General features: G+C 55.7%; 22 protein-coding genes. 13 read left to right on the forward strand and 9 right to left on the reverse strand.

The window, feature by feature from the left end; translation table 11 throughout:
- Window positions 1-126: 126 nt before the first annotated feature.
- A complete protein-coding gene (locus tag NR201_RS03815; RefSeq protein WP_033771112.1) occupies window positions 127-717 on the reverse strand; it encodes a hypothetical protein in 591 nt (196 codons plus the stop codon).
- 364 nt (window positions 718-1,081) lie between these two features.
- Between NR201_RS03815 and NR201_RS03820 the strand changes: the two genes are divergently transcribed.
- The 4 genes from NR201_RS03820 to NR201_RS03835 all read left to right on the forward strand — a co-directional run bounded on the left by NR201_RS03820 (window position 1,082) and on the right by NR201_RS03835 (window position 5,389).
- Window positions 1,082-2,368: an HAAAP family serine/threonine permease gene (locus NR201_RS03820; protein ID WP_256849388.1), complete on the forward strand. Its 1,287-nt coding sequence runs from the start codon at window positions 1,082-1,084 to the stop codon at window positions 2,366-2,368.
- Between the two features lie 241 nt (window positions 2,369-2,609).
- Window positions 2,610-3,707 carry an ABC transporter substrate-binding protein gene (locus NR201_RS03825; protein WP_033756865.1) on the forward strand — a complete coding sequence of 366 codons (1,098 nt, stop codon included), beginning with the start codon at window positions 2,610-2,612 and terminating at the stop codon, window positions 3,705-3,707.
- A 278-nt stretch (window positions 3,708-3,985) separates the two neighbouring features.
- Window positions 3,986-4,450 carry an RcnB family protein gene (locus NR201_RS03830; protein WP_010671265.1) on the forward strand — a complete coding sequence of 155 codons (465 nt, stop codon included), beginning with the start codon at window positions 3,986-3,988 and terminating at the stop codon, window positions 4,448-4,450.
- Window positions 4,451-4,552: 102 nt separating this feature from the next.
- Window positions 4,553-5,389: a Cof-type HAD-IIB family hydrolase gene (locus NR201_RS03835; RefSeq protein WP_256849389.1), complete on the forward strand. Its 837-nt coding sequence runs from the start codon at window positions 4,553-4,555 to the stop codon at window positions 5,387-5,389.
- A gap of 165 nt (window positions 5,390-5,554) precedes the next feature.
- Here NR201_RS03835 and NR201_RS03840 read toward each other — a convergent pair whose 3' ends face one another.
- Window positions 5,555-6,703 carry an iron-containing alcohol dehydrogenase gene (locus NR201_RS03840; RefSeq protein ID WP_033756949.1) on the reverse strand — a complete coding sequence of 383 codons (1,149 nt, stop codon included), beginning with the start codon at window positions 6,701-6,703 and terminating at the stop codon, window positions 5,555-5,557.
- Window positions 6,704-6,994: 291 nt separating this feature from the next.
- Here NR201_RS03840 and gntT point away from each other — a divergent pair, with 291 nt between their 5' ends.
- Window positions 6,995-8,311 (forward strand): gluconate transporter, encoded by a 1,317-nt coding sequence (gntT, locus tag NR201_RS03845; protein ID WP_010258995.1) that lies wholly within the window; start codon window positions 6,995-6,997, stop codon window positions 8,309-8,311.
- Between the two features lie 190 nt (window positions 8,312-8,501).
- On the opposite strand, the gene NR201_RS03850 is transcribed toward gntT, so the two are convergent.
- Window positions 8,502-8,747, reverse strand: coding sequence for a hypothetical protein (locus NR201_RS03850; RefSeq protein ID WP_256849390.1), 246 nt, complete (start codon window positions 8,745-8,747; stop codon window positions 8,502-8,504).
- Window positions 8,748-10,044: 1,297 nt separating this feature from the next.
- Here NR201_RS03850 and cspE point away from each other — a divergent pair.
- Window positions 10,045-10,254, forward strand: a complete 210-nt coding sequence (cspE, locus tag NR201_RS03855) for a transcription antiterminator/RNA stability regulator CspE (RefSeq protein WP_006118399.1) — start codon at window positions 10,045-10,047, stop codon at window positions 10,252-10,254.
- 226 nt (window positions 10,255-10,480) lie between these two features.
- Window positions 10,481-10,912, forward strand: coding sequence for a GNAT family N-acetyltransferase (locus NR201_RS03860; protein WP_010258992.1), 432 nt, complete (start codon window positions 10,481-10,483; stop codon window positions 10,910-10,912).
- On the opposite strand, the gene NR201_RS03865 is transcribed toward NR201_RS03860, so the two are convergent.
- Window positions 10,890-12,245: a PLP-dependent aminotransferase family protein gene (locus NR201_RS03865; protein WP_033771120.1), complete on the reverse strand. Its 1,356-nt coding sequence runs from the start codon at window positions 12,243-12,245 to the stop codon at window positions 10,890-10,892. The two genes, NR201_RS03860 and NR201_RS03865, sit on opposite strands and share 23 nt — an antisense overlap.
- A 120-nt stretch (window positions 12,246-12,365) precedes the next feature.
- On the opposite strand from NR201_RS03865, the gene NR201_RS03870 reads away from it, so the two are divergent.
- From NR201_RS03870 to tatE, 6 genes are all read left to right on the forward strand, one after another.
- Window positions 12,366-13,334 (forward strand): ABC transporter substrate-binding protein, encoded by a 969-nt coding sequence (locus NR201_RS03870; RefSeq protein ID WP_010258988.1) that lies wholly within the window; start codon window positions 12,366-12,368, stop codon window positions 13,332-13,334.
- A complete protein-coding gene (locus NR201_RS03875) occupies window positions 13,334-14,122 on the forward strand; it encodes a deaminated glutathione amidase (protein ID WP_256849491.1) in 789 nt (262 codons plus the stop codon). Before NR201_RS03870 ends, NR201_RS03875 begins: the two co-directional genes overlap by 1 nt.
- Before the next feature lie 22 nt (window positions 14,123-14,144).
- Complete coding sequence (locus NR201_RS03880) at window positions 14,145-15,032, forward strand: ABC transporter substrate-binding protein (RefSeq protein ID WP_010671270.1); 888 nt, start codon at window positions 14,145-14,147, stop codon at window positions 15,030-15,032.
- Complete coding sequence (locus NR201_RS03885; RefSeq protein ID WP_159227176.1) at window positions 15,029-15,973, forward strand: amino acid ABC transporter permease; 945 nt, start codon at window positions 15,029-15,031, stop codon at window positions 15,971-15,973. The genes NR201_RS03880 and NR201_RS03885 overlap by 4 nt, the downstream gene beginning before the upstream one ends.
- A complete protein-coding gene (locus tag NR201_RS03890) occupies window positions 15,970-16,740 on the forward strand; it encodes an amino acid ABC transporter ATP-binding protein (protein WP_010258981.1) in 771 nt (256 codons plus the stop codon). The genes NR201_RS03885 and NR201_RS03890 overlap by 4 nt, the downstream gene beginning before the upstream one ends.
- 92 nt (window positions 16,741-16,832) lie before the next feature.
- A complete protein-coding gene (gene tatE / locus NR201_RS03895) occupies window positions 16,833-17,036 on the forward strand; it encodes a twin-arginine translocase subunit TatE (protein ID WP_010671272.1) in 204 nt (67 codons plus the stop codon).
- A 113-nt stretch (window positions 17,037-17,149) separates the two neighbouring features.
- Here tatE and lipA read toward each other — a convergent pair whose 3' ends face one another.
- The 5 genes from lipA to rlpA all read right to left on the reverse strand — a co-directional run bounded on the left by lipA (window position 17,150) and on the right by rlpA (window position 21,829).
- Complete coding sequence (gene lipA / locus NR201_RS03900) at window positions 17,150-18,115, reverse strand: lipoyl synthase (protein WP_010258979.1); 966 nt, start codon at window positions 18,113-18,115, stop codon at window positions 17,150-17,152.
- A 169-nt stretch (window positions 18,116-18,284) separates the two neighbouring features.
- Window positions 18,285-18,944, reverse strand: a complete 660-nt coding sequence (lipB, locus tag NR201_RS03905; protein WP_029519432.1) for a lipoyl(octanoyl) transferase LipB — start codon at window positions 18,942-18,944, stop codon at window positions 18,285-18,287.
- Between the two features lie 80 nt (window positions 18,945-19,024).
- The gene (gene ybeD / locus NR201_RS03910; protein WP_003854030.1) at window positions 19,025-19,288 is read right to left on the reverse strand and encodes a DUF493 family protein YbeD; all 264 of its coding nucleotides are present in this window, start codon (window positions 19,286-19,288) and stop codon (window positions 19,025-19,027) included.
- Between the two features lie 100 nt (window positions 19,289-19,388).
- Window positions 19,389-20,600, reverse strand: coding sequence for a D-alanyl-D-alanine carboxypeptidase DacA (gene dacA / locus NR201_RS03915; protein ID WP_010258977.1), 1,212 nt, complete (start codon window positions 20,598-20,600; stop codon window positions 19,389-19,391).
- Between the two features lie 131 nt (window positions 20,601-20,731).
- Entirely contained in the window at window positions 20,732-21,829 is a 1,098-nt protein-coding gene (gene rlpA / locus NR201_RS03920) for an endolytic peptidoglycan transglycosylase RlpA (protein WP_256844557.1), read from the reverse strand.
- Between the last annotated feature and the right edge of the window lie 10 nt (window positions 21,830-21,839).

The raw sequence follows: 21,839 nt of genomic DNA on the forward strand, positions 1-21,839 counted from the left end.
GGACGGCGGCCAGACCAGAAGGCGTGGCCACGCACGGAAAGACTCAGGAAACCTGAAATCGAAACCTGCCTGAAGTGTAGTAATCCTTTAAGGAGTAAGCAGAGCGGTGCAGCCGGCTGGTCAGTTTCAGCCGGGCTGACAGGGCGGCTGCACCTGCGTTGTGGCGACCGTCACGGCTCGGGTGTCGGGTTGCCAGAGAGCGAGGTCGGCAAACGCACGACGATAAACCGTGTCGATTTGTGCCGGAACCTGTTCGATGTAGTGCCAGGCATGCTCACGCGTTTCACCGGTGAGTTGCTGCAGATAGTGCCGCGCGTCGTCCAGCGTCGGGATCTGGCCTTCGACACCCGCCATGCGGGCAGGCAGACCGGTCCAGATCAGACCTTCTATGCCTTTGGTCTTAGCCCACTCTGCCAGTGGCCCTGCGGAGGTCGCTGTCACCGTCATCATCCCGATGCCATCGATGCGGCTGTCCGGAATGGCCTCACGCAGGCGCAATGCGCGGCAGGCGCTCTCAAGTGAGGCGGTATTCAGCCAGGCCCAGTACACCGGCACCGGGCTGGCGTTAAGGCAGATCGCGGTCGACAGCTCGCCGCCGTCAGCGATGCGCACAAACTCAATCGGTAGCTCAGGACCATCATGATGCCACTGACTGGCCACCGGCAGTGCGCCAGCTTTCCAGATTAACGATCCCCATCCGAGGCAGGCAATTTTCATTCTCTTCTCCTGTGCACCTGTCGGCGTGATCGCGACAGAATCTGTTTAAGCGTAGCCCGTTGCGCTGAACCGTTACAGGGATCACCTTTTTAGGGGCGGTAAAACCGCCACAAAGATGGCATGATCGCCGCGCAGTCACTTTGCACAACCTGACGATTTTTTCAGCAATCCATGCGTGTTTTTCTGCACGGCTTGAACTTTTATCGTCAGGTAGTGTAAAAAGTGGCGCACGCAATCGATTACCTATGCACGGACGGGTCAGCATCACGTTGACTGATCCGGTTGCAGCTGAGGCGCAGAGTGGGGCGGACATTTGCCTGCCTGACGGCTCAGGTTACTGGCGGCTTTTAAAACGGAAGATCTGATGAAAACCACGCAAACTGGCACGCTGGGCGCGCTTGAGAGTGACGTCGATACGGGATGGCGTAAAACCGACACCATGTGGATGCTGGGTTTATACGGCACGGCGATTGGGGCGGGTGTGCTGTTCCTGCCTATCAATGCTGGCGTCGGCGGGCTGATCCCGCTGATCATCATGGCGATACTGGCGTTTCCGCTGACTTTTTTTGCGCACCGCGCCCTGACCCGATTCGTTCTCTCCGGTAAAAATCCGGCCGGGGATATCACCGAGGTGGTCGAGGAGCATTTTGGCGTTGGTGCGGGCAAGCTGATTACGCTGCTCTATTTCTTCGCTATCTACCCGATTCTGCTGATGTACAGCGTAGCGATCACCAACACGGTTGAGAGCCTGATGGTGAATCAGCTCGGCCTGGTGCCGCCACCGCGTGTGCTGCTGTCGCTGCTGCTGATTGTCGGACTGATGACCATTGTGCGTTTCGGCGAGAAGATGATTGTCAAAGCGATGAGCGTGCTGGTTTATCCCTTTGTGGCGGTGCTGATGTTGATGGCCTGCTATCTGATCCCGCACTGGCACGGCGCTGTGCTTTCGACCCTGAACGTTCAGCCCGCGGGCAGCAGCCTGTGGATGACGCTGTGGCTGGCGATTCCGGTGATGGTCTTCTCCTTTAATCACTCGCCGATCATCTCTTCATTCGCGCTGGCAAAGCGGGAAGAGTATGGCGATGCCGCAGAGAAAAAGTGTTCGCGCATTCTGGCCTGCTCGCACCTGATGATGGTGGTGACGGTGATGTTCTTTGTCTTCAGCTGCGTGCTGAGCCTGTCGCCTGAAGATTTACACGCCGCCAAGGCGCAGAACATCACCATTCTTTCCTATCTGGCGAACCATTTTAAGGTGCCGATGATCGCCTGGCTGGGACCGCTGATTGCCATTGTGGCGATCACGAAATCGTTTCTCGGTCACTATCTTGGCGCGCGCGAAGGATTTAACGGCATGGTTAATAAGGCGCTGCGCAGTCGCGGCAAAACCATCGCGCCCGCCAGACTGAATCGCCTGACCGGACTCTTTATGCTGCTGACGACCTGGCTGGTGGCAACGCTGGACCCCAATATTCTCGGCATGATTGAGACGCTTGGCGGGCCGATCATTGCGATGATTCTGTTCCTGATGCCGATGTACGCTATCCAGAAGGTACCCGCGATGCGGAAGTACAGCGGTCATATCAGCAATCTGTTTGTCGTGCTGATCGGACTGATTGCCATCTCCGCAATCTTCTATTCGCTGGTGAAGTAACACTTAGCGCAACAGGCGCATCTCAATCCCCCTGGGATGCGCCTGCCATTCTGCCCGCCCTTCGCCATTCTCTCTATGCACCTCCACGTATTCAGCGATATCGCTCCCTGATTTGAGCCCGCTGCCGCGTTGTTAATGCCGCCTCTCAGACGCATCTGGTTAGCAATAGTTACATTTGGTACTTATCAGCATGGTAGAGTTAACGCGAATAATTATTATTCCCTAAAAGGACAGGAGAAAAATGAAAATCGGGATAGTTGCTGCCACCACACTTTTACTGTCAACCGCCTGTGCGGCTACCACCTATCCGGTCACGGTGACCGATATGGATGGTCAGAAAATTACGCTGCAAAAAGAGCCGCAGCATGTGATTTTACAGGATGGGCGTGACGTGATGGCGCTGGCATTACTGGATCGCCAGAACCCGTTTCAGCGTGTCGTTGCCTGGAACAACCTGCCGAAAAAGCAGGATACCCAGACCTGGGACCTGCTGAAGCAGCGCTGGCCGCAGGCGGCATCGATTGTTGATATGGGCTTTAACGATCAGGGGCAGGTCAATCTGGAGAGCGTGCTGGCGAAGCAGCCCGATCTGATGATTGCGCAACTGCGCGCCAAACCGGCCCTGACGCAGTCAGGCGTGCTCGCCACCCTGAAAAATCTCCATATCCCGGTGCTGTTCCTTGATGTTGAACTTCATCCGAAAGAGAACACCCTGAAGAGCGTGAAAGTGCTGGGCACCGTTCTGAATCGCGAAGCCGAGGCGAAAGCCTACGCCGATTTTTACCAGCAGCGCTGGCAGATGCTTCAGCAGAAGATTGCGCAGGTGCCCCACAAGCCAACCGTGTTTATTGAACCGATTGCCGGTAACAGCGACAACTGCTGCTTTACCCACGGTCATAACGGCTGGGGCGCGCTGGTGGAAGCGGTCGGTGGCAAGAATATCGGTTCTGCACTGCTGCCCGGCAGCTCAGGATTTGTGTCGCTGGAGAAGATTATCGCCATGAAGCCGGACGTCTATATCATGACCGGCTCTAAACGCCCGAACAGTAACGTGCTGCCGTTTGGTTACGGTGCCAGTCAGACCGACGTGACCGCCACCTTTAACCGCCTGCAGAGCCGCACCGGTCTGGAGCAGATCGAACCGGTGAAACAGAAACGGGTGTATGGCGTTTATCACCATTTCTATAATCACCCTTACAACATTATCGGCATGGAAATTCTGGCAAAAGATCTCTATCCGGAAGTGTTCCGCGATCTGGACCCGACGGCTGATTACCACCACATCGTGACGCACTTTACCGGGTTACCGGATGCGCCAGTGATCCTCAGCACGCCATAACCGCAAAAATGTCAGGGTGCGTTTCAGCATCCTGACTTTTCATCGGCCATCATCCGTCAACCAGAGCGTGATTTTCAGACAGCGCAGGTTGCCCGGTTAACCTCTGGATTGCGTCAGCAACGTTGTCATCGCATGTCCTGTGTTAAGAAAGCGCTAAGCAAGCGTAATAGTGTGTAAGTTACCGGATTTTAAGACTTTTACAGATGTCTCCCGCCACAATTATTGCCATGATGCCGATCAACGGTGCCTGAACAGCCGTTATTTTCGGAGGCAGTATCATGAAAAAAACAACATTAACGCTTATCGCTTCACTTTTGACATGCAGCACACTCTTTTCTCAGGCCTCACGGGCAGACGATCGTGATGACGCGCACCGCAAGCCTGTGCCGCATCAGAACGGTGACCATCGTGCTGACAATCGCGGTTCTGACCAGAATCAGGAGCGTGGCAACAACCGTCATGACAGCGTCAATCATCGCCCGGATCAGGACAACAACGGTCGGGGCAGAGAGGCACGTAATGATCGCGACCATTTCGCCTGGCAGGGGCACGACTTCCGTCGCGGGCATCCTGTCCCGCAGGCGTACCGCGGCGACCATTACCGCGTAGCCGACTGGCATGAGCGCGGTCTGCGTGAACCGCCACGCGGTTATCACTGGGCAAACATCGACGGCAACTATGTGTTGATTGCTGCTGCAACCGGGGTAATTACTGCGCTGGTGCTGAACAGCGCCCTGAACTGATCCCCAGGGGATGGCTGCGGCCATCCCTCTTTCTTTCCGTTTTGCTGCGCCAGCGGCTATCCTGACACTCTACGCTGAAAATTCCCTGTGTAAGGAGTCATGATGACGACGGTTAAGATGGTTGCGGTAGATATGGATGGCACCTTTCTGGACGATAACAAGCAGTACAATCGATCCCGCTTTCTCGACTGCTATCAGCAACTCACCGCCCGTGACATCAAATTTGTGGTGGCCAGCGGCAATCAGTATTACCAGCTCAAATCCTTCTTCCCGGAGATCGCCAGCGATATCGCCTTTGTAGCCGAAAACGGCGCATGGATTATCGATCGTGATGAGGAACTGTTTTGCGGTGCCTTTGAACGCCGCGATGTTGAAGCGGTAATCGATACCCTGCAAAACGGCGACTATCCGGGTCTGCGTTACCTGCTGTGTGGCCGGGAGAGCGCATGGTACTTCGACGGCATGGAAGAAAACTGGCTGAAGAAGATGCGCCATTACTGTCACCGGCTGAAGCCGATTCATCATCTGGATGAGGTGCAGCATGACCGGCTGTTTAAGTTCGCGCTGAATCTCTCTGATGACTATATCGAGCCACTGATGGCGGATATTGAACGTCTGCATCAGGGGCGTGTGGCAGCGACCTCAAGCGGTCACGGCTCGGTGGATTTGATCGTGCCGGGGAATCATAAAGCGCACGGTCTGGATCTGCTGGCACAACGCTGGGGGATCTCGCACGACCAGGTGCTGGCCTTTGGTGATGGCGGTAACGATCTGGAGATGCTCAGACAGTCTGGCTTCAGTTTTGCCATGGACAACGCGCCACAGCGGGTGAAACAGGCGGCACGCTATGCCGCGCCTTCTAACAACGAGCAGGGCGTGCTGCAGGTGATTGAGCAGATGCTGGCAGGTGAGGGGCCTTTTAGCGCCATGCAGGCTTAGCCGTCTGGCGCTGCGATTAAGCCAGGACGGTCAGCGCCGTGATTCAGCCAGCCGCCTGGCTCAGAGAGCGGGTGCAACAGGATAGCGCTGAGGAGCAGCAAAGCCGGGCGAGGCTGGCAGGCCCGGTTGTGCCTGGTCAGCGAATGCGGGCAACGCGGCTCCTGATCACGCCGTGATTTCCCAGGCCTGCGCGATCATCATCTGCATCTGTTCGCGGCTGTAATTCACCAGCGAATTTTTGCTGTTGGCTCGCGCCAGAATCCACTCCACCTCGGCGCGGCTCAGTGAAGGGCCATCCTGCCAGAATGGGGTGATCGCCTGCTGCTGCAGCCACTGTTTCAGAAACTGCGCCGGTGAGTCCGTAGTTTCGCTGAACAGCTGCGGGTGCAGTTCCGCCATCAGCTTACGCTGTAGTGGCTGTTCGCTGTCGGACAACAGATCCAGGAACGGAAACAGCAGACGTCCGCACACTTCACCGTGATGGAACGGCTTTATCGCGCCCAGTTCCCCCGCAATACCGTGGATCACCCCCAGACCCGCACTGCTGAGACTGACACCGCCCAGCCACGACGCCATCATCATCGCTTCCCGTGCCGCGTCGCCAGCAGCATCCTCACGATTAAGGGCAGGCCAGGCCTGAACAAACTGACGCAGGCCGGTCAGCGCCAGCTGTCGGGTAAAGAGGTTGCCTTTGCCGGAGAGATACGCTTCAAACAGGTGGGTAAACGCATCAATACCGCAGGTCGCCAGCACCCGGTCAGGCGCACCTTTCAGCAGATCGGCATCGAGAATCGCCACCTCCGGCACAAAGACCGGGTGGCGCAGTGACGCTTTTATCTGAATGTCACGCTGGTCAGTCACTACCGCATTTTGCGTCACTTCACTGCCGGTACCGGCGGTAGTCGGGATAGCAATCAGCGGCAACGTGATGGGCTGAACCGCGGTGTCACCGACTTTTTCCAGATAGCGGGCGGTTGGCAACGGGTGTTGTACCATCGCGCTAAATGCTTTCGCCGCATCCAGTACGCTCCCGCCGCCAATCGCGACGACCCGATCGACATGACCGCGCCAGCGCGCAACCCAGCCATCAATCTCGGCGGGTGAGGCTTCATGACTGACAATTTCATAGCCAATAATATGATCGTTGAGTCCGGCTTTTAGCCGGGCATATGCGGGGCCTTGCAGAAAAGATTGTCCACAAAACAGCAGAGTAGGCTGTGACCGGGCGGCCAGCAGCGGCACCAGTTTATCCAGGCTGCCCCGGCCAAAGAGGGTTCGTTGATTACTGTACAGCTCACTCAGGTTCTCACTCACCAGCGCATCCTTTTTACATTTCGCTAAAATCTGAGTGTAACGAAAAGCAAGGCGCCGGGACTGGCAAACTTTCTGATAACGCATTGGCAAAAAGTTGATCACCTTCGCAAAACAGAAATTCACCCCCGGCGGGGTGGTGCTTTCCTGCTGATGTTACCCTTAACATGTTATCGGTAACAGCGTTTGTCGGGATGTGTAAACATCTTACAGCGCACTGTTTTGTAGCCCTCAGGGGATCATGATAATAAACCGACACTGAATGATGTTCAGTGCACAAGGTGGAGAAAAGCTATGCCATTACTCTATGTGGCGATTGGCGTCGCGTTACTGCTGCTGCTGATGATTCGCTTTAAGCTTAATGGATTTATCGCGCTGATCCTGGTGGCGCTGGCGGTCGGTGTGATGCAGGGCATGCCGGTTAATAAAGTTATTACCTCAATCAAAGCGGGCGTGGGTGGCACACTGGGCAGCCTGGCGCTGATCATGGGCTTTGGTGCCATGCTCGGTAAATTGCTGGCCGACTGCGGCGGTGCGCAGCGTATTGCCACCACCCTGATTGAAAAATTCGGCACTAAGCATATTCAGTGGGCGCTGGTGCTGACCGGTTTTATCGTCGGATTTGCGCTGTTCTATGAAGTCGGCTTTGTACTGATGCTGCCACTAGTGTTCAGCGTTGCGGCGTCGGCACGTGTGCCGCTGCTCTATGTCGGGGTGCCGATGGCGGCTGCCCTGTCAGTGACGCACGGCTTTCTTCCGCCGCATCCTGGCCCGACCGCAATCGCGACGCTGTTTAACGCTGACATGGGTAAAACGCTGCTATTTGGTACGCTGCTGGGTATTCCTACGGTGATTCTGGCGGGGCCGGTCTATGCCCGCTTCCTGAAAGGCATCGACAAACCGATTCCTGAGGGGCTCTATAACCCGAAAACCTTTACCGAGGCGGAAATGCCTGGGTTTGGCGTCAGCGTCTGGACAGCACTGGTACCTGTGGTGCTGATGGCGCTGCGTGCGGTGGCAGAGATGCTGCTGCCTAAAGGCCATGTGCTGCTGCCCTATGCGGAGTTCTTTGGCGACCCGGTGATGGCGACACTGATTGCGGTGCTGATTGCAATCTTCACCTTTGGACTGAATCGCGGTCGTACGATGGAACAGGTCATGGATACCCTGACCGACTCGATCAAAATCATCGCCATGATGTTGTTGATCATCGGCGGTGGCGGTGCCTTCAAACAGGTGCTGGTGGATAGCGGCGTGGATAAATACATTGCCAGCATGATGCATTCTACTCAGCTGTCGCCAATCTTTATGGCCTGGTCGATTGCCGCGGTGCTGCGTATTGCTCTGGGTTCTGCCACGGTAGCGGCCATTACCGCCGGGGGAATTGTGGCACCGCTGATTGTTACCAGCGGCGCCAGCCCGGAACTGATGGTCATCGCCGTAGGGTCCGGCAGCGTGATCTTCTCGCACGTTAATGACCCGGGCTTCTGGCTGTTCAAAGAGTATTTCAACCTGACGATTGGCGAAACCATCCGCTCCTGGTCGGCGCTGGAAACCATTATTTCGGTCTGTGGTCTGGTGGGTTGCCTGCTGCTCTCCTGGGCGATTTAACCTCTGGCCGCTGGCAAGCCTGCCAGCGGCTCTCCGCTTTCGCGTCTCTCCCGCTGCCTCTTTGAGCTTTGAACATCCCGTCGCGCTTGCTGCCCCTGTTGCCGGTTAAACCGGGATGTGCGGGACAGACAGCATAAAAAAGGCCGCAAGGTGCGGCCTGACAGAGAAGATTCAGTCTGAATCTGCCACGTTAATGAGGCGGTTCAAAACCGGCTTTCACCATCTGTTCCCGCAGCGCGTGTGCAATGTCACGGTTGCCACTGGTAACGGGGTAGATAACGTTATTCACCACATCATCAAGGTAGTGCTCGTCAAACTCCTGCAGAGAGAGCTGCGTGCCGCCTTCATCGTTGATGGCGAAAGTCCCTTTGATGTGGTTACCGCTGTTTTTTGCCTTGAGGCTGTAGCGGCCCATGCTGGTATTAATCGTGCTCATAAGATCTCCTCGCGACTCATTTTCAATCTCATCACTCTTGAGGCCTGCCTTGACGCCTAAATTTTAGCCAGGAGTGTTCTGTAAAACGAAGAAAGAGAGCCGTTAAAAAGTGGTGTTGCGATCGTTATCTCAGAATTTAAATAAAGCTCAGGGTTGATGAACTTATGACCAGTTGAGCCTTAAGTGAAGCGGCAGGGCGCATTTTCCTGTCTATAATGCTTACAGGAAAAGTGTTTAATTGGTGAGGGGAAAGGAAATGAAAATTATTCTGTGGATTATTGCGATCATTTTTATCGTTGGCTTACTGACCCTGACAGGGGTGTTCAAACTGATTTTCTGATATCTGTTAACGCTTCAGCAACAGCGGGCACCTAATCAGGTGCCCGCAATGTTTTCTGGCTGGCCAACAGAGCGTCTGTAATGGGATCCATCGGCGTATTGGGCAGCAGATCCTGTGAGCCCAGAGGTTTCTTACAGTATGCGCAGCAGGCACCATGAAAGTTTCGCTGGCCCTCGCGGTAATCAGTAAAAACGAATCGGGCGCTTCCACATTGACCGCAACGTATCTTCATCACCATCCTGTGTCTCACCCTCCTTTTACTCAGCATTAACGGATGCCTGTGCCTGACAGGTTAAGCGGACTTTATCTATTGCGCGGCAATATTATTTCGCACTGCGATAAGAAAAGTAGTTTCTTATGCTTTTGATTGTTTGTTGCCAAATGCGCATTCGGCCACTAAAAAGCATTTCATTGATCCAGATCAGTGTTTATTAGTTGTTGGCTAAAATATCCGCGAATAGCCTGCCATGACTGATGATAATGGCACAGCCGACTCATTTTTTTTGGCGAGGGAGCGGGATCTGCGCCAGTGAATTTAAGATTTATCGTACAATAAATAGCCACTGGCAGGACGCAGGCCTGAAAAAGCAGAAAAACGGGTTTAAGGTCATGGGACTTACCGTCCGGATGATAGAAAAAAATTGACCTTTTACCGGCGTAAACGTCATTAAGAACAGGAATATATCTTAATCAGATTTTTCTTTTTAACGTCAGTAACGTAACCGCTTAAAATTAAAAAGGGTTTCGTTTCCAGCAGGTTAGCGACCGATACCTGCTCTGCGCCTGATACGCGTTGAGCGATGTTTCGCAAGTCGAAAAGCAGGAAAGTGTGATGGATGTACAGAATGTCGATATTTATCACTTTTTCATCAAATCATGCTGGACAAATCCCTCAGCAATTGCTGTACTAGACCCCGACACAGTTTAGTGTCCATTTTTCATGTAAAGGTAATATAGATGTCTAAGATCAAAGGTAACGTTAAGTGGTTTAATGAATCTAAAGGATTCGGTTTCATTACTCCTGAAGATGGCAGCAAAGATGTATTCGTACATTTCTCTGCAATCCAGAGCAACGGCTTCAAAACTCTGGCTGAAGGTCAGCGCGTAGAGTTTGAAATCACCGACGGCGCTAAAGGCCCATCTGCTGCTAACGTTATCAGTCTGTAAGTTAACAGTCAGAATTCTAAAAACCCGCCTTATGGCGGGTTTTTTTATGGCTGTAATCTGCGCTTCATCCCCCCTGTCGTACTCTCACTCTCGGCGTGTTGCCGCACAAACTGCGCGGCGGTTCACACTAAATAACCGTAACATATTTATAACAACCCGATATGCAGCTTTTTGGCTTGCGACGCTATATAACTGTGCGACAGAACCCGGTGAGTGAGGAGGCAGGATGAACATACGTCAGGCAGAGTTGAAAGACAGTTTTGCGTTGAGTGCATTACTGAGCGAGTTAGGCTACGGCGGCACTGAAAGCTTTATTGAACAGCGCCTGGCGCAGTTATGCAGCGATCCCAGTGAAGCGCTGTTGGTGGCTGAACATGGCAGTCAGGTGCTGGGGTTTCTCTCCTTACATTTTATTCCTCAGCTGGCGCTGGCCGGTGATTTCGCCCGCATCAGCTATTTCTGCATTGCAGAAGGTGAGCGCAGTAAAGGCGTCGGCCAGCAGCTGATTCAGCATGCTGAAATGCTGGCGGCTCGTCGTGGCTGCGATCGCATGGAGGTCCATTGCCATCAGTCACGTCTCAAGGCGAACCAGTTCTACGCCCGTGAAGGCTATGTTGAATCCCCCTGTTATCTCATCAAAGATCTGCAAGCGAGTTAAATTCCCGTCCGCTGGCGATTACCAGCGCCCCGGCAATCATCTCCCGCTGTTCATCCCTGAGGCTGGCGATACTGACGCGAATAAATTGGGTTGGGCCGAGCCGACAGCGCTCGCCTGGCACGACCGCAATACCGCGGGCAGCCAGCGTGATCATGGCAAACTGCTCTGAAGTCACCGGAATATAGAGGCTTAATCCGTCGCGAAGCGGCAGATCAAGCCCACGCTGTGCCAGCGCCGCGAGCAACGCTTCACGCCGTTGCCGGTAGGTCGCGCGTGCGGTGGCGATCTGCCGTTGCGTTTCCTCATCCTCCAGCAGCCACGCCACCGCATCCTGCAGAATGCGGCTGGTCCAGCTGACGCCAAAATTTCGCCATGACTGAATGCGCCTGACCATCTCCGAGGTGGCAGAGAGCACTGCCAGCCGCAGGTCTGGTCCATAGGCTTTGGAAAACGAACGGACGTGCAGCGTGCGCTCAGGAAAGATTGAACCCAGGCTCCAGCTCGCCTCCGCGGAGAGATCGCCAATACCATCATCCTCAACGATCAGTGTGTTGCTCTGTTGCAGAACCTGCGCCATTGCCTGACGTCGCGCCGGGCTGATGCTGTTCCCGGTGGCCGAGTGGGTGCGGGGCTGATAGATCAACATTACCGGTGCCTGCTCCAGCAGAAGAGAAAGAACCTCTGGCAGCGGGCCTTGATCATCACACGCCAGCGGCAGAATCTCTGCGCCGACGTTATCCAGTATATCGAGCAGCCGGGTCGCGGTCGGATCTTCAATAATCACGCGGTCTCCCGGCGAGACCAGGGTTTGCACCAGCAGATTCATCGCGTCAAAACCGCCATCTGTCGCCAGAAACGCCTCTGCAGCATAGGGCCAGCGCGGCGCGATCGCCTGAAGCAGCGGCGCGGAAATCGCCTCACGGGTGTAGCTGTTGAGCTGCGGTGAGTGCAGGGCCGCCTGCAGCGCACGCTGCAGGTCAGGCAGCAGGGCGGGGTCGGGCGCGGCGAGGGTCAGATCGGCGCGGATGTTATCGCCGTAGTTGCCGATCTTCTCAAAGCGAATCGGACGCGGCATCACCGTATTACTACTGACCCAGACACCACTGCGCCCCTTGCCCGCCAGCACTTTCTGCTTTCTGAGTTGCGCCCAGGCAGCAGAAACGGTTGCCGGGCTGACACCCAGCTGCTCCGCTATCTCCCGCACCGCAGGCATCTGCATACCTGTCGCGATCTGTCCGTCACGAATCAGCGCGGAGGCTGCCTGTGCAATGCCTTTCACTGAAGGCGATTTTATCTGGCTGCAAAACCAGTTGAGGTCGACGCTCTCTGTCATAAGAAAATACTTTGTTCAGTAACAAATTAATGATTGTTCAGGTAAGTATTCCGGATCTAGTATCAAATTCAAGCACTATTTTATGCCCCGTCCCGACGGTGCAGCGTAAACGGAGAGATCATGGCAAGGCTACTCATCAGACTGGCGGTACGCGACTGGGACTACTTCACCCCGCTGGCGCTGGGCGATATCAGACCAGAAGGTTTTGAACTGCAGATCGACCGCGTCGGCACGCTGGTGAATGATCTGGCGACCAGCCCCGACTATGACGCGGGCGAAGTCTCCTTCAGCCGCTATGCTCAGGGCCGGGCCAGAGGAGACGAAACGCTGCTTGGCCTGCCGCACTTCCTGATGCGCGGCTTCCGCCAGCGCTGCATTATCACCACCAGCAGCAGCCCCATCACCACGCCTGCGCAGCTGAAAGGTAAGAGAATCGGCGTCACCGGCTGGCAGGATTCGGGCAATACCTGGACACGCACGGTGCTGCGTGAAGCAGGCGTCGAAATTGATGATGTGTTCTGGTATGCCGGTCGTCTTACTGCCGATCATCCGATTGTCGATCGGCTGGCGGGATTTGGCCGCCCGGGCCGCATTGAACCCGCGCCTGACGAACGACCGCTGATAGAGATGCTGCAGGCGGGTGAGCTGGATGCCATCTTCACGCCATTTATGCCGGAGGGCTTTTTCCTGCCGGGTTCGGGATTACGTCAGCTGCAGACCGATTTTTATCAGGCGGAGCGGGACTACTTTAATCGTGTCGGCTATGTGCCGGGCATCCACATTCTGGCGCTGAAACCGGCACTGGCGGCGGAGCATCCGTGGCTGCCTGCGGCGTTAAGTGAGGTCATCGATCGCTCTTACCGGCTGTGGATGCAGAAAAGAGAGAAATATGCCGACACCACGCCGTGGCTGCTGGACGATTTGCGACGCACTGCGCAGGAATTGCCCGCTGACTGGAATCAGAATGGTTTTAGCGTTAACAGAAAGATGATTGCGGACTTTGGTCGCGAGCTCTATGAGCAAGGGCTGACTCACCAGGTACTGACGCCGGAAGCAATGTTTCCGGCCGCTGCGGGAGAAGAGAAATGATGAAAGTAGCACTGGGACAATTTGCGGTGAGCCGCGAATGGCAGGAGAACGCCCGTATCTGTCTGGACTTAATGCAGCGGGCGACAGAAGGTGGCGCCGATCTGCTGGTACTGCCGGAAGGGGTGCTGGCACGTGATATAGCCGACCCCGATTTAGTGCTGAAGGCGGCGCAGCCGCTGGATGGCCCTTTTCTGAGCCAGCTGCTGGCCGCCAGCAAGCAGAATGCACTGACCACCATGATGAGCATTCACGTTCCCACCGGCGAGCAAAAAGCGCTCAACGTGCTGGTAGCGATCCGCAACGGTGAGATCATCGCCGCCTATGAAAAGCTGCATCTGTACGATGCCTTTGCGATGCAGGAGTCGCAGCGGGTCAATCCCGGCCACGTCATTCCGCCGCTGATTGAGGTTGCGGGTATGAAAATCGGATTAATGACCTGCTATGACGTGCGCTTCCCGGAGCTGGCGCGTCGGCTGGTGCTGGATGGTGCAGAGGTGCTGGTGCTGCCTGCCGCCTGGGTTAAAGGTCCGCTGAAAGAGATGCACTGGGAACTGCTTACCCGTGCCCGCGCGCTGGAGAACACCTGCTATATGGTGGCGGTGGGGGAGTGTGGCCCGCGCAATATCGGCAACAGCCTGGTGGTCGATCCGCTGGGCGTAGCGGTGGCGAATGCGGCGGAATCGCCGGCGCTGCTGTTTGCCGATCTCGATCCTGAGCGCGTCGCCTATGCCCGCCGGGTTCTGCCGGTACTGGAAAACCGGCGCTTTGCCCGTCCCGAACTCAACTGATCCGCTGAACCAGGAATCCATTATGACGAAGAGAGCAACCGCCTTAATCGTGGCGCTGGGGCTGACTGCATCCCTGGCGCAGGCTGCCGACGCTATTCCGGTGCAAAAAGTTGACCAGGCCCTGCATGACAGGCTGCCGGATGAGATCAAAAAATCGGGCAAAATGATTTCAGTGAATAACGGTTCATTTCCGCCCTATGAAATTGTGAATGGCCCGCACTCAATGGAGGGCGCGTCGGCCGAATTAACGACTGCACTGGCACAACTGCTGGGTGTGAAGATCGAGCATGCGACGGTGAGTGGTTTATCGGGCGTACTCACCGGCATCAATGCGGGTCGTTATCAGCTGGCAATTGGGCCGATTGGTGATTATCCGGACCGTCAGCAGAAAGTGGATTTCATCGATTTTGTGCAGGAGTTCGTGGTGTTCGGCGTGCAGAAGGGCAATCCGGCCAGAATCAATCAGCTGGACGACACCTGCGGCAAGCGCATTGCTGTCATGGCCGCTGGCTCTGCGGAACAGGTTATCCGTAAGCAGTCAGCCCGGTGTGTGGCCGACGGGAAACCGGCCGTGACGGTGCAGGCCTTTACCGATCAGCCTTCATCAATTCTGGCGGTACGCTCTAAACGCTCCGATGCGTTCTTCTCATCACAGGCGCCGCTGACTTACTTTGTTAATCAGGCGAAAGGGCAACTTGAGCTGGCGGGCAAAGGGCAGAAAAACGGCTTTGGCGATATTTTCCAGGGCACTGTGGTGCCGAAAGGCTCGCCGCTGGGTCAGGTGGTGCTGGATGCCTACAAAGAGCTGTATCAGAACGGGACGTATGCGGCCATCATGAAAAAGTGGCAGCTTGAGGGCAACATGACCACCGCACCCGGACTGAATCTGGCGAAAGAGGCCAGCAAATGAGCCCGCCGCGCCATCTGCACAGCGGTGACAGAGGCGAGGCACAGCTGCGTGACGTGGCGTTCGCTCGCAGCGCCCCCACTTACGGACGCTGGATCAGCTGGATTTTAGTGCTGGTGATCGGCACCAATCTGTTGTGGCTGGTGGCGACCAACCCTAACTTTGAATGGCAGGTGGTGCTTAAGTGGTTTACCGAAGGATCCGTGCTCAAAGGGTTGCAGGTCACTCTGGGGCTGACAGTGGTGTCGATGGTGCTCGGCACGCTGCTCGGTCTGCTGCTGGGCGTCTGGCGGCTCTCTGAGAACCGGTTGCTGCGCGGCGTTGCCGGACTCTATATCTGGTTCTTTCGTGGCACGCCGCTACTGGTACAGCTGATCTTCTGGTACAACCTTTCTACGCTGTTTCCGGCGCTGTCGCTGACGCTGCCGTGGACCGATATCACGCTGGCCAGCTGGAACACCAACGATCTGATCACCCCACTGACAGCCGCTATTGCCGGGCTGGCGCTGAATGAAGCGGCCTATATGGCGGAAATTATTCGCGCTGGTCTGCTGTCGGTGGATAACGGTCAGGTAGAGACTACCCAGGCCTTTGGTATGAGTCGTTCACGGGCGCTGCGGCGCATCATCATTCCTCAGGCGATGCGATCGATTATTCCACCCACCGGCAACCAGCTGATCAGCATGATCAAGGCGACGTCGCTGGTCAGCGTTATCGCAATGGGCGATCTGCTCTACTCGGTGCAGGCGATCTACAACCGTACCTTCGAGATCATCCCGATGCTGATGGTGGCGGTGATCTGGTATCTGCTGATCACCTCGATCCTCAATCTGGGCCAGTCCGCCATCGAGCGTTACTACGCGCGTGGCACTCGTCGGGTGGCCAGCGCCCCCAGACGCGCCGCCGTCGCGGCTAACGTGCAACCCCAGCAGGAGGAACAATGAGTCAGCGTGAACCCCTGGTCTGCGCCCGCAATGTGCAGAAGAATTACGGCGACAATCAGGTTCTGAAAGGGATCGATCTGGATGTCTGGCCCGGTGAAGTAGTGGTGATCCTCGGGCCATCTGGTTCCGGTAAATCCACGTTTCTGCGCTGCATCAATCATCTTGAAGAGATGAACGCCGGATCGATTCGGGTCGGCGATGAGCAGATCGGGTATGTACTTAAAGGGCATGTGCTGCACCGGTTGTCGCCACGCCAGATCGCCCGTCAGCGCCAGAAAATTGGCATGGTGTTTCAGCAGTTCAATCTCTACCCCCATATGACCGTGCTGCAGAACATCACTGAAGCGCCCATCGGCGTGCATAAATTCCCGCGTCAGGAGGCGATGGCCCATGCCCGATCGCTGCTGGCGACGGTGGGATTAAGCGATAAAGCGGACGCCTGGCCACGTCACCTCTCGGGCGGACAGCAACAGCGTGTGGCGATTGCGCGGGCGCTGGCGATTAAGCCGCAGCTGATGCTGTTTGATGAACCGACCTCCGCGCTCGATCCGGAGCTGGTGGGCGAAGTGCTGGCGACCATGCGTACCCTGGCCGACCAGGGATTAACGATGATTGTGGTGACTCATGAGATTAGCTTTGCGCGGGAAGCCGCCGATCGCGTGGTCTTTATGGATGGGGGTGTGGTGGTGGAGCAGGGCACGCCTGAAGAGGTGATCGCGAATCCACAGCATCCGCGCACCCAGGCGTTCCTGAGTCGCTTCATCTGAGATCTTACTCTGTTACAGATTCCAGTTGTCGCCGCAGGCAAACTGCGCGTAAATATCAGTCACCGTGATTCGATAAAGTTGAAAGGTTAAATATGGAAGGTATCAGTATTGCCAAGCTGCTGATTATCGGTGCGCTTATCGTACTGCTTTTTGGTACCAACAAGTTGCGCTCACTGGGTGGCGATCTGGGCTCCGCAATCAAGGGCTTTAAAAAAGCCATGAAAGATGAAGATACCAGCGCAACCCGAACTGCGGCTGAAGACGTGCCGGCAGAACGCGTCGTTCATAAAGATTAATCGGTTATTTGCTGCAAATAACTGTTACTTTTTATTTCAGGCACAGATAAAAAAAACCAGACTGTTTCCAGTCTGGTTTTTTGTTTTTCGGGCTTTCTAAAGTAAAAGCGTGCTTATTTCACTTCTTCGCCTTTGGCCTGCATATCCGCGTGATAGGAAGAGCGGACAAACGGACCGCACGCGGCATGGGTAAAGCCCATCGCCATCGCTTCTTCTTTCATCTCATCGAACTCAGCCGGGCTGACGTAGCGCTGAACCGGCAGGTGGTGGCGGCTCGGCTGCAGATACTGGCCCAGCGTCAGCATGGTGACACCGTGGCGACGCAAATCGCGCATCACCTCAACGATTTCGGCATTGGTTTCGCCCAGGCCCACCATCAGACCCGATTTTGTCGGGATGTGAGGATGCGCCTCTTTGAAACGTTCAAGCAGCTTCAGTGACCACTCGTAGTTCGCGCCCGGACGCACCTGGCGGTAGACGCGCGGTACGTTTTCCAGATTGTGGTTAAACACATCCGGTGGCGTCGCGGTGAGAATCTCCAGCGCGCGATCCATACGGCCACGGAAGTCCGGCACCAGCGTTTCGATTTTGATCGTCGGATTTTTTTCGCGAATCGCGCTGATGCAGTCGGCAAAGTGCTGTGCGCCACCATCACGCAAATCATCGCGGTCAACCGAGGTGATCACCACGTAGCGCAGGCCCATATCGGCAATCGTCTGCGCCAGTTTAGCGGGTTCGTTAGCGTCAGGGGCATTGGGGCGGCCATGTGCCACATCGCAGAACGGACAACGACGGGTACAGATTGCGCCAAGGATCATAAAGGTGGCGGTGCCGTGGTTGAAGCATTCGGCGAGGTTAGGGCAGGATGCCTCTTCACAGACTGAGTGCAGCCCGTTTTTGCGCATCGCGGCCTTAATGCCCTGAATACGACTGGAGTCAGCTGGCAGCTTGATTTTCATCCATTCCGGCTTACGCAACATCTCCTGCCGTTCAACAGCCACGGTTTTCACCGGGATCAGCGCCATTTTGTCTGCGTCACGATATTTGACGCCGCGTTCCATCTGAATTGGTTTACTCATAAATCAGCAGGTTCCGGTCGGATTGCGATTTGAAAGCGTTCCCACTCAAACCGGGAAGGCTGCTTTCAACTTTATTTGAAAAAAGTGCAAAAATTATATCATCACATCGCCTGCGAAGCAGCCACAGTCAGCGCGGATAAGTTACATATTTGTAAATTCGCATTCTGCGTTAAGGTTTAACAGGGAGATCCCCTGAAATCCATTCAACATTTTCATAACCTGACAGCCGCGCAAACGCGCTGACCAGCGGAGAGTGTACCTGCTCCGTCGTCACCTCTGGCTGGAAATTTTTCAACTGGGTCATGCTCATGCCGGCGTAACCACAGGGATTGATGCGCAGGAAGGGCGACAAATCCATGGCAACATTCAACGCCAGACCGTGAAACGAGCAGCCTTTACGGATTCGTAATCCCAGTGAGCAGATCTTCTCTTCCCCGACGTAGACGCCAGGTGCATCAGCACGGGCGCGGGCGCTGACGCCAAACTCTGCCAGGGTGGCGATAACCGTCTCTTCCAGAATGGTCACCAGCTGGCGTACGCCGAGCTTACGGCGTTTCACATCGATCAGGACGTACATCACCTGCTGTCCTGGCCCGTGATAGGTGACCTGACCCCCACGGTCACTCTGCACCACCGGGATCTCGCCTGGCATCAGCAGATGCTCTGCTTTGCCCGCCTGACCCTGAGTAAAGACCGGAGGATGTTCAACCAGCCAGATTTCATCACGACTCTGGTCGTTGCGCTGGTCGGTATAGTGATGCATGGCGTCGGAGACAGATTGCCAGTCGCGCAGACCTGACTGGCGGACAAGAAGAGTTTCAACTGACAAAACGATAGCCCGCTAAAAGAAATAACGCTGAGGATAACGTCGGCAAACCGTCAGGCAGAGGCGCCTTGCCGACCCGTAAATTACAGTACCATCCGCACAATTTCGATGTTGCCCAGCTCTTCGTACAGGCGTTCTACCTGCTCGATGTGGGTGGCGGTGATAGTGATGTTGACGGAGTGATAGTTGCCTTTGCTGCTCGGCTTAACTTCAGGGCTGTAGTCGCCTGGCGCATGGCGTTGCACCACTTCAACCACTTGATCAACCAGCTCCGGTTGTGCCAGACCCATTACTTTGTAGGTAAATGGGGTAGGAAATTCGAGCAGCTCATTCAGTTTGGTTTTCATATTAACTCCGGTGCATAAAAAACAGGCTCCCGCCTGAGCGGGAGCAACATAATATCGTGTAATGGGGGCGAAGGGGTGATTTTTCAATCACCCGCCACGCTTAACCGAACCAGTGATGGAACATCAGCTTGATGTAATCAACGATACGGCCAAAGAAACCTCCTTCAGAGATCTCGTTCAGTACCACCAGCGGACGCTGTTCGATAGTCTTGCCATCCAGCTGGAAGTTGATGCTGCCGACCACCTGATTTTTCTTCAGTGGTGCATGCAGTTCCGTGTTGGTCAGCACATAGCTGGCTTTCAGATCTTTCATGCGGCCACGTGGGATGGTCAGGTAAGCATCTTTTTCCACGCCCAGCTGCACACGGTCGTTATCGCCGAACCAGACTGGCTCAGAGGCGAACTCTTTGCCCGCTTTCAGTGGCGCCACGGTTTCAAAGAAACGGAAGCCCCAGGTCAGCAGTTTCTTACTCTCAGTTTCACGGCCTTTGTAGGTATGACCGCCCATCACAGCAGAAATCAGGCGCATCTGGCCTTCAGTCGCAGACGCCACCAGGTTGTAACCGGCTGAGTTGGTATGACCGGTTTTGATGCCGTCCACATTCAGGTTGGTATCCCACAGCAGACCGTTACGGTTCATCTGACGGATATTATTGAAGGTGAACTCTTTCTCTTTATAGACAGCATACTCTTCCGGCACGTCACGGATCAGCGCCTGACCGATCAACGCCATATCGCGCGCGGAGCTGTACTGACCTTCCGCGTCCAGACCATGAACGGTCTGGAAGTGGGTATTCTGCAGGCCAATCGCTTTGACGTAGTTGTTCATCAGATTAACGAACGCATCCTGGCTGCCAGCGACATAGTCAGCCATTGCAACACAGGCATCGTTACCGGACTGCAGCACAATCCCACGGGTCAGCTGAGAGACCGGCACGCGGTCGCCTGGCTTCAGGAACATCAGCGAGGAGCCTTTGAACACCGGGTTGCCGGTCGCCCAGGCATCCGGGCCGACGGTGACCATATCGTCCTGATGAATTTTACCCGCTTTAACGGCCTGACCAATGACATAGCTGGTCATCATCTTGGTCAGACTGGCAGGATCGCGGCGTGCATCGGCATTTTTCTCTGCCAGCACTTTGCCTGAGTTGTAGTCGATAAGGACGTACGCTTCGGCATCAATGTCCGGCACGCCCGGAATCATGGTCTTGAGATTGACGTCATCAGCAATAGCAGCATGGCTGAGAGAGAAAGCGATCAGTGATCCCACTGTCAGGCGTTTCAGCAAACGAGATGATTTCAGCGTGTTCATGTGTAGGACTACAACATCCGTGAGTTTGAGGTTGAAAATGTCACTCATCATACCCAATGCCAGATTAACTGGCACCGGACGTGATGATTGGGTTGTTAGCAGACGTAACGTGCAGCTGTCTGACAAACGGTTCAGCGACGCGTGTTAGTAATAAATGAGGCGGCGTGGCCTTCACTGCTCAGGCGCTGTTGCAGCGCAGCCGCTTCGGCGCGGGAGGTGTAGCCGCCGAGCTGAACGCGATACACATTGTTGCCCGCGTCTTCTACCTTACCGGGCACGCCATAACGCTGGCTCAGGCTTTTCATCATCTGCTGGGCACGCGCCGGGTCATTCAGCGCACCGACCTGCACCACATATCCGTCGGCACCACCATTGCTGGCTGCAGGCGCGGCGCTGGCTGCTGCGGGAGCAGCATTGCTGACTGCCGGTGCGGAACTGGCGGGTGCGGCGGCTGGCGGTTCGTTACCTTCCAGTACGCCGGTCGCTAATGGCTGGGGTGCACCAAGAAAGCCGCTGCTCTGCACCGGCGCGCCCATGTTGTCACCGCTTTGCAGCGTACTGTTGCTGATGGCCTCAACATTTTGCGCAGGCGGCTCTGAGGGGGCTGCGCTGCCGCCGTTCATCACCGCGCCACCACTCAGGTCCGGACGGGCAGGCAGAGAGTAGCTCTGTTTTGCCACGACGGTCCCGATGGTGCCGGGGCCAGAGAGCGAACCGTCTGGGGCGACCTTGATGTAATCAACCCGCACGCGCGAATTGTTGGAGATATTCAGGCGGTCACCGGCAGCCCGCGACAGGTCGATAATGCGTCCTGGCGTGTAAGGGCCGCGATCGTTAACGCGCACCACAATCTGACGGCCATTCGCGATATTGGTCACGCGCACATAGCTCGGCAGCGGCAGAGTAGGGTGGGCCGCGGTCAGCGCATCAGGATCGTAGGCTTCGCCGGTAGCGGTGCGGTTGCCCTGCGCCTCTTCGCCGTACCAGGTGGCCAGGCCGACTTCACTGTAGTTCGACGGATCTTTGATGACGCGATAATTTTTGCCGTTCACGCTGTAATCCTGGCTGGTGCCCGGATTGATCGGCTCATAACGTGGCTCAACGCCTGGAATCTCCACCACCGGTCCATTGTAAGCCGGTTGCGGCGGCGCCGTATTTTGGGGTTCCGGCGTGGTACAGGCCGCCAGAACCAGTGATGCCAGTGCAACGCCAAGCCATTCCTTACGCATCTGCAGCCTC

This window comes from Pantoea sp. Fr-CA_6, assembly GCF_024520895.1.
In the GTDB taxonomy this organism is placed as follows: Bacteria; Pseudomonadota; Gammaproteobacteria; order Enterobacterales; family Enterobacteriaceae; genus Pantoea; species Pantoea agglomerans.

What these genes read in the sequence shown, in the direction of transcription:
- NR201_RS03865 (WP_033771120.1), bottom strand. Translation starts at nt 12,245, where the DNA reads ATGACAGAGAGCGTCGACCTCAACTGGTTTTGCAGCCAGATAAAATCG.
- NR201_RS03830 (WP_010671265.1), top strand. Translation starts at nt 3,986, where the DNA reads ATGAAAAAAACAACATTAACGCTTATCGCTTCACTTTTGACATGCAGC.
- NR201_RS03870 (WP_010258988.1), top strand. Translation starts at nt 12,366, where the DNA reads ATGGCAAGGCTACTCATCAGACTGGCGGTACGCGACTGGGACTACTTC.
- NR201_RS03885 (WP_159227176.1), top strand. Translation starts at nt 15,029, where the DNA reads ATGAGCCCGCCGCGCCATCTGCACAGCGGTGACAGAGGCGAGGCACAG.
- NR201_RS03875 (WP_256849491.1), top strand. Translation starts at nt 13,334, where the DNA reads ATGAAAGTAGCACTGGGACAATTTGCGGTGAGCCGCGAATGGCAGGAG.
- NR201_RS03850 (WP_256849390.1), bottom strand. Translation starts at nt 8,747, where the DNA reads ATGAGCACGATTAATACCAGCATGGGCCGCTACAGCCTCAAGGCAAAA.
- NR201_RS03860 (WP_010258992.1), top strand. Translation starts at nt 10,481, where the DNA reads ATGAACATACGTCAGGCAGAGTTGAAAGACAGTTTTGCGTTGAGTGCA.
- gntT (WP_010258995.1), top strand. Translation starts at nt 6,995, where the DNA reads ATGCCATTACTCTATGTGGCGATTGGCGTCGCGTTACTGCTGCTGCTG.
- NR201_RS03815 (WP_033771112.1), bottom strand. Translation starts at nt 717, where the DNA reads ATGAAAATTGCCTGCCTCGGATGGGGATCGTTAATCTGGAAAGCTGGC.
- NR201_RS03820 (WP_256849388.1), top strand. Translation starts at nt 1,082, where the DNA reads ATGAAAACCACGCAAACTGGCACGCTGGGCGCGCTTGAGAGTGACGTC.
- ybeD (WP_003854030.1), bottom strand. Translation starts at nt 19,288, where the DNA reads ATGAAAACCAAACTGAATGAGCTGCTCGAATTTCCTACCCCATTTACC.
- NR201_RS03880 (WP_010671270.1), top strand. Translation starts at nt 14,145, where the DNA reads ATGACGAAGAGAGCAACCGCCTTAATCGTGGCGCTGGGGCTGACTGCA.
- lipA (WP_010258979.1), bottom strand. Translation starts at nt 18,115, where the DNA reads ATGAGTAAACCAATTCAGATGGAACGCGGCGTCAAATATCGTGACGCA.
- NR201_RS03835 (WP_256849389.1), top strand. Translation starts at nt 4,553, where the DNA reads ATGACGACGGTTAAGATGGTTGCGGTAGATATGGATGGCACCTTTCTG.
- NR201_RS03825 (WP_033756865.1), top strand. Translation starts at nt 2,610, where the DNA reads ATGAAAATCGGGATAGTTGCTGCCACCACACTTTTACTGTCAACCGCC.
- cspE (WP_006118399.1), top strand. Translation starts at nt 10,045, where the DNA reads ATGTCTAAGATCAAAGGTAACGTTAAGTGGTTTAATGAATCTAAAGGA.
- rlpA (WP_256844557.1), bottom strand. Translation starts at nt 21,829, where the DNA reads ATGCGTAAGGAATGGCTTGGCGTTGCACTGGCATCACTGGTTCTGGCG.
- tatE (WP_010671272.1), top strand. Translation starts at nt 16,833, where the DNA reads ATGGAAGGTATCAGTATTGCCAAGCTGCTGATTATCGGTGCGCTTATC.
- NR201_RS03890 (WP_010258981.1), top strand. Translation starts at nt 15,970, where the DNA reads ATGAGTCAGCGTGAACCCCTGGTCTGCGCCCGCAATGTGCAGAAGAAT.
- dacA (WP_010258977.1), bottom strand. Translation starts at nt 20,600, where the DNA reads ATGAACACGCTGAAATCATCTCGTTTGCTGAAACGCCTGACAGTGGGA.